Source organism: Nocardiopsis sp. TNDT3, assembly GCF_003427465.1.
Lineage (GTDB): Bacteria > Actinomycetota > Actinomycetes > Streptosporangiales > Streptosporangiaceae > Nocardiopsis > Nocardiopsis dassonvillei.
This window is the reverse complement of sequence record NZ_QPFC01000159.1, coordinates 1-8680: the sequence shown is the minus strand read 5'-3', so window position 1 is coordinate 8680 and position 8680 is coordinate 1. Positions and strand designations below refer to the sequence as shown.

8 protein-coding genes are annotated in these 8680 nt (G+C 73.4%); 3 read left to right on the top strand and 5 right to left on the bottom strand.

What is annotated here, in order from left to right; all coding sequences use genetic code 11:
• Positions 1-49: 49 nt before the first annotated feature.
• Positions 50-1591 carry an MFS transporter gene (locus DQW06_RS04425; RefSeq protein WP_013154885.1) on the bottom strand — a complete coding sequence of 514 codons (1542 nt, stop codon included), beginning with the start codon at positions 1589-1591 and terminating at the stop codon, positions 50-52.
• A gap of 70 nt (positions 1592-1661) precedes the next feature.
• On the opposite strand from DQW06_RS04425, the gene DQW06_RS04420 reads away from it, so the two are divergent.
• Positions 1662-2234 carry a TetR/AcrR family transcriptional regulator gene (locus DQW06_RS04420; RefSeq protein WP_013154886.1) on the top strand — a complete coding sequence of 191 codons (573 nt, stop codon included), beginning with the start codon at positions 1662-1664 and terminating at the stop codon, positions 2232-2234.
• A gap of 61 nt (positions 2235-2295) precedes the next feature.
• Here the strand turns inward: DQW06_RS04420 and purE are convergent, their stop codons facing one another.
• Together purE and DQW06_RS04410 are read right to left on the bottom strand one after the other, a co-directional pair.
• On the bottom strand, positions 2296-2850 hold the full coding sequence (gene purE, locus DQW06_RS04415) for a 5-(carboxyamino)imidazole ribonucleotide mutase (RefSeq protein ID WP_013154887.1): 555 nt from the start codon (positions 2848-2850) through the stop codon (positions 2296-2298).
• Complete coding sequence (locus DQW06_RS04410) at positions 2847-4004, bottom strand: 5-(carboxyamino)imidazole ribonucleotide synthase (protein ID WP_117198003.1); 1158 nt, start codon at positions 4002-4004, stop codon at positions 2847-2849. Before DQW06_RS04410 ends, purE begins: the two co-directional genes overlap by 4 nt.
• Before the next feature lie 240 nt (positions 4005-4244).
• Between DQW06_RS04410 and DQW06_RS04405 the strand changes: the two genes are divergently transcribed.
• On the top strand, positions 4245-4754 hold the full coding sequence (locus DQW06_RS04405; protein ID WP_013154889.1) for a GtrA family protein: 510 nt from the start codon (positions 4245-4247) through the stop codon (positions 4752-4754).
• Here the strand turns inward: DQW06_RS04405 and DQW06_RS04400 are convergent.
• Complete coding sequence (locus DQW06_RS04400) at positions 4751-5812, bottom strand: CPBP family intramembrane glutamic endopeptidase (protein WP_197724894.1); 1062 nt, start codon at positions 5810-5812, stop codon at positions 4751-4753. The two genes, DQW06_RS04405 and DQW06_RS04400, sit on opposite strands and share 4 nt — an antisense overlap.
• A gap of 463 nt (positions 5813-6275) precedes the next feature.
• Between DQW06_RS04400 and DQW06_RS04395 the strand changes: the two genes are divergently transcribed.
• Positions 6276-7415: an Mrp/NBP35 family ATP-binding protein gene (locus DQW06_RS04395; RefSeq protein ID WP_013154891.1), complete on the top strand. Its 1140-nt coding sequence runs from the start codon at positions 6276-6278 to the stop codon at positions 7413-7415.
• Positions 7416-7565: 150 nt separating this feature from the next.
• Here DQW06_RS04395 and DQW06_RS04390 read toward each other — a convergent pair.
• Positions 7566-8680: S1C family serine protease (locus tag DQW06_RS04390; protein ID WP_232832954.1), on the bottom strand; the 1115-nt coding region annotated here is incomplete at its 5' end.

Here is an 8680-nt window from a genome sequence, read left to right as displayed (position 1 = left end):
ACCGGTGCGGCCCCGCGGGGAACGGCGGTCGGCGCGCAGGGCGGTCCGGTCACGGACGGGCCGGGACTCCCCCGGCCGGGGCCGGTGCGCCGGGCTCCCCGCCGGTCGCGGGGGGCAGCCTCCGCAGCGCGACGGCGACCAGGAGCGCGACCGCGGCCAGCACGCCCGCGCCGGTGAGGGCGGCGGTGTTGACCCCGGCCGTGTAGGCGTCGAAGGCCGCGTCGAGCAGGGCCCCGGGGTCCTGTGCTCGGGGGGCGGCGGCCAGGGCTCCGGTGACGGTCTCGGCCGCGGCCCCGTCCACCGAGGGCAGCGCGTCCGCCACGGAGGTGCGGTAGACGGCGCCTGCGGCGGTGCCCAGGACCGCGATGCCCAGGGCGGTGCCGAACTCGGTGCTGGTCTCGGAGATCCCCGCGGCGGCCCCGGCGCGCTCCCGGGGGGCCGTGGCCAGGACCAGGGTGTTGGCCAGGGTTCCGACGACGCCGGCCCCGAGGGTCAGCAGGGTGTAGCCGCCGAGGAACACCGCCAGGCGGGTGTCGGCGTCCACCAGGCCCACGACCGCGAACCCCGCCGCGCTGAGGGCCAGCCCCGCCGCCATGAGCACGCCGGGTCTGGCCCGGGGCGCGAGCGAGCCGGCCAGGACCGCGCCCAGGACGGTGCCCAGGATCGTGGGCAGCGCCCACAGGGCGGCGTGGAGCGGGCTCAGGCCGTGCACGGTCTGGAGGAAGGTGAAGGTCAGGAGCCCCATCCCCCCGACGGCGAAGGACAGGGCCAGGTTGCCGATGATCGCGGCGGTGAAAGCGGGGCGGGCGAGGAGCGAGAGGTCCATCAGCGGGTGCGCGGCACGGCGCTGCCGGAGCACGAACAGAGCCAGGAGCGCCGCTCCGGCCGCCAGGGCGGTGAGGGCGTGGGGGTCGGCCCCGTGCTCGGCCAGGCGCTTGGCGCCGTAGACCAGGCCCAGGACGGCCGCGAGCGAGAGGCCCGCGCCCGGCAGGTCGAAGCCGGAGGCCTCCGGGTCGCGCGACTCGGGCACGAGCAGGGGTGCGGCGGCCACCAGCACGACCATGAACGGCAGGTTGACGAGGAAGGCCGAGCCCCACCAGAAGAACTCCAGGAGCAGTCCGCCGAGGATCGGCCCGGCGACGGCGCCGCCGGTGAAGGCGACGGTCCAGGCCCCGACCGCGGCGCCGCGCTGGCGGGGGTCGGTGAACATGTCCCGGACCAGGGAGAGCGTGGAGGGCGCCAGGGTCGCCCCTGCCACGCCCAGCAGGGCCCGCCCGGCGATGAACAGCTCCGGCGAGGGCGCCAGCGCCAGCAGCACGGACGCGGCGCCGAAGAGCACCCCGCCGGTGAGCAGCAGGCGCCTGCGGCCGATCCGGTCGCCCAGGCTTCCCATGGTGACGAGCAGTCCGGCGAGCACGAAGCCGTAGACGTCCATCATCCACAGCCACTGCGCGGACGTGGGTCGCAGCGCCTCGGTGATGGCGGGCGCGGCGACGAAGAGCACCGAGATGTCCATGGACACCAGCAGTGCCGGGATCAGTAGGAGGGCCAGTCCGGCCCAGGTGCGGGCGGTGGCGCGTCGAGGGTTCATGGCCGTGATCGTACGTACGTCAAAATCAGGTGTCAATATGTACGTACGTCCAGATGCTAGGATCGCGGTCATGAGCCAACGCGAAGACCTGCTGGCGGGCGCCAGGAAGTGCCTGGTGGAGAAGGGCTACAGCAAGACCACGGCGCGCGACATCGCCGCCGCCTCCGGAGCGCACCTGGCCTCCATCGGGTACCACTTCGGGTCCAAGGACAACCTCATGAACACGGCCGTGATCGAGGCGACCGGGGAGTGGGGCGACACCTTCGGGGCCGCCGTCAGCGCCTCACGCGCCGAGGCCCCGGCCGACAGGCTGCGCGTCCTGCTCGACTCGCTCTTCCGGACCCTGCCCGAGGAGCGCGACCTGCTCGTCGCCAGTGTCCAGGCCTACGCGCAGGCCCAGTTCGACGACGGTGTCCGCGCCGTGCTGGCCGAGGGCCTCAGGGGCGCCCGCCGGGGGCTGGCCGCGCTCCTGCTCGACCTGGAGCCCGGGGAGGTCGACCCGGCCGTCGAGGCCGGTCTGGGTTCCATGGCCTACAACTTCGTCACCGGCTACCTCATCCAGTACCTCATCGACCCGGAAGCGCTGCCGACCGTGGAGCAGGCCGTCGAGGGCCTGCGCCTCCTCCTGCCCTCCGAGGGCTGAGCGGACACGCGAGGGCCCCGGCACCCGTGACGGGTACCGGGGCCGTTCGGGCGTCGGCGGGCTAGCGGCCGAAGCCGGTGGGCCTGCCCCCGTTCTCCACCTCGCGGCGCAGCCGCTCGCCCTTGGCGTGGGCCTGCTCCTTCAGCTCCTCCTGGAAGCGGGCCATGCGCTCGGTGAGCGCGGGGTCGCCCGCGGCCAGCATCCGCACCGCCAGCAGACCCGCGTTGCGGGCCGCGCCCACGGCCACGGTCGCCACCGGCACCCCGGCGGGCATCTGCACGATGGACAGCAGCGAGTCCATGCCGTCGAGGTACTTGAGCGGCACCGGGACGCCCACCACCGGCAGGGTGGTCACCGAGGCCAGCATGCCCGGCAGGTGCGCCGCCCCTCCCGCGCCGGCGATGATCACCTTCAGGCCGCGGCCGGCGGCCTCGGCTCCGTAGGAGACCATCTCGTGCGGCATGCGGTGCGCCGAGACCACGTCGGCCTCGAAGGGGACGTCGAACTCGCGCAGGGCCTCGGCCGCCTCACGCATCACCGGCCAGTCGGAGTCCGAGCCCATCACGATGCCCACCACGGGGCCCCTCGCGTCCCGCCCGTTGGCGCTGTCGGTCACTGTTCGTCTCCTCGCAGGTAGGCGGCGGCGTCTCGCGCGCGCGCCAGCAGGTCACGGTAGTCCTCACCCATCACGGTGACGTGCCCGATCTTGCGGCCCGGACGCACGTCCTTGCCGTAGAAGTGCACCTTCACCTCGGGGTCCTTCGCCATCACGTGCAGGTAGCGGCGGTAGACCTCGGGGTCCTCGCCGCCCAGCAGGTTGGCCATGACGGTGTAGGGCGCGTTGGTGCGCGGCGAGCCCAGCGGCAGGTTCAGCACGGCCCTCAGGTGCTGCTCGAACTGGGAGGTGCGCGCGCCCTCGATGCTCCAGTGGCCGGAGTTGTGCGGGCGCATGGCCAGCTCGTTGACGACCACGCCGTCGGCGGTCTCGAACAGCTCCACGGCCAGGACCCCGGTCACGTCCAGCGCCTGGGCGATCTCGATGGCCAGCTGCTGGGCGTGGGTGGCCTTGTCCTCGGACAGGTCCGGGGCGGGGGCGATCACCTCGTGGCAGATGCCGCCGCGCTGCACGGTCTCCACGACCGGGTAGACCGCGACCTGCCCGTGCGGGGAGCGGGCGACCTGCACGGCCAGCTCGCGCGAGAAGTCCACCTTCTCCTCGACCAGGAGCGGCACCTCCTCGGCGGCGGCGCGGTCCACGACCCCGCGGGCCTCGTCGGCGTCACCGACGACCCACACGCCCTTGCCGTCGTAGCCGCCGCGGGCCGCCTTGAGCACGACCGGCCACCCGGTCTCCCCGGCGAAGGCCGTGACGTGCTCCAGGGTGGTGACGGCACGCCAGCGCGGCGAGGGCGCGCCCAGCTCGGCCATACGGGTGCGCATGCGCAGTTTGTCCTGGGCGAAGCGCAGCGCGTCGCGGCCGGGGCGCAGCAGGCCCCCGGCCTCCTCGACCGCGCGCAGGACGGGCTCGGGCACGTGCTCGTGGTCGAAGGTGACCACGTCGTGGGCCTTGGCGAAGGCCAGGACGTCGTCGAGGCCGCGGTCGTCGCCCAGGGAGACGTCACCGCACACCAGCGCGGCGCTGTCGGTGGGGCTGGACGCCAGGACCGAGAAGTCGACCCCCAGGGCGATGCCCGCCTGGTGGGTCATCCGGGAGAGTTGGCCCCCTCCCACCATTCCCACGCGCGGGACGGTGCGGTTACGCTCGCTCACAGTTCCTCAACTCACATGCTGCTCGTCAACCGCGGTGACGGGACGGCCCCGCGCGGCGGGACCTGGCCGGATCGGCTCGGAACCCGCGGCCGGGGTCCTGGTGCGACCCCCGGCTAGAGTCTAGGGCGTGCGGACGCGGCGGTCCCGGGCCCCCTCCGCCCCTGGTCGGCGGCCCGGCCGGGACCGGTCCGCGCGGAGGCGGATCCGACCACCCCGACCACAGGACCGGAGGCGCAGAACGTGCGCGACTTCCTCTCCCGCCATCCCGGGATCGCCAAGCTCGTCCGGGAGGTGGGCAAGTTCGGCTCCGTGGGCGCCGTGGCCTACGTGGTCCAGCTGGGGACGACCAACCTGCTGTGGAGCGCGGCCGGGGCGGGCCCGCTCACGGGGCAGGTGATCGGGACGCTGTGCTCGATCGCGGTGGCCTTCGTGGGCAACCGGTTCTGGACCTTCGGCGACCGGGCCCGGACCGGCTACGGCCGCGAGACCGCGCTGTTCCTGCTGATGAACGGCGTCGGGATGCTCCTCCAGCTGGCCTGCCTGGGGTTCTCGGTGTACGTGCTGGGGTTCGACGGCCCGCTCGCGAGCAACATCGCGGGCAACGTGGTCGGGGTGGGCCTGGGCACGCTCTTCCGGTTCTTCTCCTACCGCACGTGGGTCTTCCCCGAGCGGGACGGCGGCACGGTCCGCGAGCCCGCGGAGAACCCCCCGGGCGAGCCGGTCGCCGGGCCCGGAGCCGACGAGCTCTAACGGACGGCGGCCGCGCTCCTGCGCCGCACCCCGCGGCGGCCCGCCAGCCACACCACCGCCAGCACGTACAGCCCCACCTGGATCAGGGTCAGCACCAGCACCAGCGGCGTACCCGCGCCCAGGGGCAGGCCGGAGCCGACCATGACCCCCGTGCCGATCTGCTCCATGCGGCCCTCGAACACGCACAGCGTGAACTGCACGAGGCTGTTGACCACGTGCAGGCTGATCGCCGCCTCCAGACCGCCGGTGCGCCAGGTCAGCCAGGACATCCCCAGCCCCATCACCGCGAGCGCCGCGGTCGTCCAGGGGTCGCCCGGGTGCGTGGCCAGGTACAGCGCCGCGAACAGGGTTCCGCTGGCCAGGATGGCCGGACCCGGGGAGCGCAGGACCCGCGAGACCGCCGACCGGCCGCGCCGCTCGTCGGGACGGGCGCCGAGCGCGCCCACCAGCTGCATGAGCATGCCGCGCAGGGTCAGCTCCTCGGCCGCCGACTGCAACGGCACCAGCAGCACGATGGCGGTCATCGCCGCGGCGAACACCTCGGTTCCGCCGGAGGCCTCGCGGGGCACCAGGTCGGGCTGGAGGAGTTCGGCCAGCGGCAGGAAGGCCACGACGCACAGGGCGACCGGGACGACCGCCACCGCCGTGCAGCGGGCCAGCCACCCCCAGCGCAGCCGTCCCTCGACGGAGAACAGGGAGCCGGTCCGGCGCCACTGCACGACGCGGACCAGGAAGAGGACGATGGGGATGAACAGCGCCGACGACAGGAGCCCGAAGGCCATCTCGGCGATCACGCTCAGGGTGACCGAGTCCGGGGCCAGTCCGCTGCCGTTGATGATCGCCACGATCGTCACCGACAGGATGACGGCTATCCACAGGAAGAAGAGCAGCACCGCGAGGACGGCCAGGGTGAGCGGCGTGAACCACCAGCGGAAGCGGGACGTGCGGCCCAGCCTGTGGTAGGACTCGTCCGCGGGGAGTTCCGCGCGGGCGAAGTGGTTCCTGCGCACCGGCCTCGGCGGCGGCCAGGCCCACACGTCCGGGTCGGTGGCGGCCACGGCGTAGCCCCCGGGCGGCGTCAGCCTCCCCCCTCCGGGAGGATCCGCCCAGGTCTGCTCCTGCGTGTAGGCCCCGACAGTCCGCCCCTCCGGCCCCTCGGGCGCGGCGGGCCAGGACGAACCAGGCGGTGGCGGCACATTTCCCATCGTGGGCCGAGACTACTATCCGGGCATGTATTGCCAGCGTTAAGGCCACGCCGTTATCGCCTGGTCACGGCACGCACAGGGTGGTGCGCACGGCGCCGGACGACGCCCTCTCCGCTCCCCTCTCCTCCGCGACATCCCTCACACCTTTCTCCCCGGCCCCTTCCGCGGTGCCCTCGGTGCGCCGCCTCGGCGGCGGCGCGCGGCACGGGCCCGCGGGGAGGAGGAATGCGCGGCGCGGCTCCCTCGTTGAACGAGGTGGCCCGCGGGAGCGATCCGGCAGGCCGCCGTCCCGTCCCGCTGACCTACGATTGAGCACATGTCCTCCACACCATCCACCGAGCAGGTGCACAAAGCCCTGGCCACGGTGCAAGACCCGGAGATCCACCGCCCCATCACCGATCTCGGCATGGTCAAGAGCGTCGACGTCGCCGACGACGGTGCCGTGAGCGTCGGCGTCTACCTCACGGTGGCCGGATGCCCGATGAAGGGCCGTATCGAGAAGGACGTGACCGCCGCGGTGACCAAGGTCGCCGGGGTCACCTCCGTGCGCGTCGAGCTCGACGTGATGAGCGACGAGCAGCGCAAGGAACTCCAGACCAAGCTGCGCGGCGGCCAGGCGGAGAAGGAGATCCCCTTCGCCAAGCCGAACTCGCTCACCCGCGTCTTCGCCGTCGCCTCCGGCAAGGGCGGTGTCGGCAAGTCCTCCGTCACCGTGAACCTGGCCGCGGCCATGGCCGCCCAGGGCCACAAGGTGGGCGTCGTGGACGCCGACATCTACGGCCACTCGGTGCCCCGCATGCTCGGCGCGTCGGACTTCCCGACCAAGGTCGAGGACATGATCCTGCCGCCCACCGCGCATGACATCAAGGTCATCTCGGTCGGCATGTTCACGCAGGGCAACCAGCCGGTGGTGTGGCGGGGCCCGATGCTGCACCGCGCCCTCCAGCAGTTCCTGTCAGACGTGTTCTGGGGCGACCTGGACGTGCTGCTGATGGACCTGCCCCCGGGCACCGGCGACATCGCCATCTCCACCGCGCAGCTGCTGCCCAACGCCGAGCTGCTCGTGGTGACCACCCCGCAGCAGGCCGCCGCCGAGGTCGCCGAGCGCGCGGGCGCCATCACCGCCCAGACCCACCAGCGGATCGCCGGCGTGATCGAGAACATGTCGTACTACCTGCCGCCGGACGGCGGGGAGCCGATCCACCTGTTCGGCGAGGGCGGCGGGCGCACGGTCGCCGACGCCCTCACCCGGACGCTGGGCACCGACATCCCGCTGCTGGGCCAGGTGCCGCTGGACACCCGCCTGCGCGAGGGCGGCGACGAGGGCAAGCCCCTGGTGCTGACCGAGCCCGAGGCCGAGGCCAGCAAGGTGATCGCCTCGATCGCCGAGACCCTGGTCGGCAAACCCCGCGGACTGGCCGGTATGCAGCTGGGCATCTCCCCGGCGGGCCGCTAGGCGGCGCCTCCCCGGACCCGGCTCTTCGCCGCGGCCCGTGTCCGGCGCTCCCGGACGACACCTCGTACGGGGCTCGCGGCCCCGAACGGCGACGAGGCCCCCGAGCTCCGTGCTCGGGGGCCTCGCGTGTGTCCGGGGCGGTCGTGCCGGTCAGTCCGACGAGCCCAGCGTGACCGTGACGGTGTCGCGTCGGCCGTCGCGGTCGTACTCGACCTCGACCTCCTCGCCCGGGCTGCGGCTGCGCAGCATGGCGAGCAGCTCCTGGCCCGAGTTCACCGGGCGCCCGTCCAGGGAGAGGATGACGTCGCCCGGCTCCAGCCCCGCCTCGTCGGCCGGGCCGCCGCTCTCCACCGCGCCCCCGCCGTCGGCGATGACCGCGCCCGCGACCGGACTGTCCAGGTCGATCTCGGCCCCGATGTCGGCGTAGCTGGTCTCGCCGTACTCGACGAGGCGGTTCACGACGCGTTCGGCCTCCACCGACGGGATCGCGAAGCCCAGGCCGATGTTGCCCGTGGGCTCCCCCATGGAGCTCATGGTGACGATCATCGAGTTGACCCCGATGACCCGGCCCTCCAGGTCCACCAGCGGGCCGCCGGAGTTGCCCGGGTTGATGGCGGCGTCGGTCTGGAGCGCGTAGAAGCGGCTGGCGTTCTCGCCCTCGCCGGAGCTGACCGGGCGGTTGACGGCGCTGATGATGCCCTGCGTGACGGTTCCGGACAGGCCCAGGGGCGCGCCGATGGCGATCACCTCGTCACCGACGATGACCTGCTCGGAGTCGCCGAACTGGAGCGGCTCGACGTCGATCGGGTCGTCCAGCGACAGCACCGCGAGGTCGGAGCTGGGGTCGGAGCCGACCACGGAGGCGCTGGAGAGGCTGCCGTCGCTGTACTCCACGACGATGCCGTCCGCCTCCAGACCGGCGGAGACGTGGTCGTTGGTCACCACGTAGTTCCCGTCGATGACGAACCCGGAGCCGCTGCTCGGGATGGTGGGATCGGCGCTGTGGATGAACACCACGCTCGGGCTGACCCGCTGGGCCACACCGGCGATGGTGTCGGGGTCGCGCCGGGGGGCCTCGGGCGGCGGCTCGTTCATGACCGGACCCTCCTCCTGCGCGGCCTCGTCAGTGGAGGAGCCGTCGAGGAGGTTGCCCGCGACACCGCCGGCGCCTCCGGCGATGAGCGCGACGACGAGCATGCCCGACAGCGCCATCCACACCGGGACGCCGCGCCGGGGCCGCTTGGGCGCGGGGGGCTGCGGGGCGC

What these genes read in the sequence shown, in the direction of transcription:
- DQW06_RS04425 (WP_013154885.1), bottom strand. Translation starts at nt 1,591, where the DNA reads ATGAACCCTCGACGCGCCACCGCCCGCACCTGGGCCGGACTGGCCCTC.
- DQW06_RS04395 (WP_013154891.1), top strand. Translation starts at nt 6,276, where the DNA reads ATGTCCTCCACACCATCCACCGAGCAGGTGCACAAAGCCCTGGCCACG.
- DQW06_RS04420 (WP_013154886.1), top strand. Translation starts at nt 1,662, where the DNA reads ATGAGCCAACGCGAAGACCTGCTGGCGGGCGCCAGGAAGTGCCTGGTG.